Origin of the sequence: Burkholderia sp. SIMBA_051, assembly GCF_046534915.1 — a bacterium.
Taxonomy (GTDB): domain Bacteria; phylum Pseudomonadota; class Gammaproteobacteria; order Burkholderiales; family Burkholderiaceae; genus Burkholderia; species Burkholderia ambifaria.
The window spans coordinates 1-369 of the sequence record NZ_JAWRXS010000090.1; the positions used below are offsets into that span (position 1 = coordinate 1).

Sequence of the window (369 nt, forward strand, 5' to 3'; positions counted from 1 at the left end):
GCCTCGCTGTCCGACTACCGACTTATGCTCATCATCTGCATAGGCGTGGTCACCGTTATAGCGAAAGCTTTCATCGATCCGGCCAGTTCCACGATTTCGGCTGAACTTGTTCCGGCAAATCGTTTGGCCGAAGCGCTTCGTCTTCGCAAATCGACGCAGGCAGTTGGCCGTGCCTTAGGGCCAGCATTGGCTGGCGCGACACTCGCCTTGGGCGGTATAGCTGCAACATTCTGGATGAACGGCATATTGCTCGGCGTCGCTGCTTACGTGACTTTGCATCTTCCATCCCAATCTCAGCATCGCGAACACCATCGCGGTCTAGCCCGATGGTGGAAAGACCTGCGCGCCGGACTGCATGCTAAATGGATC

1 protein-coding gene is annotated in these 369 nt (G+C 56.4%); it reads left to right on the forward strand.

Annotation, left to right across the window (positions count from 1 at the left end; genetic code table 11):
• Positions 1-24: 24 nt before the first annotated feature.
• Positions 25-369: MFS transporter (locus SB771_RS33680; RefSeq protein WP_410721878.1), on the forward strand; the 345-nt coding region annotated here is incomplete at its 3' end.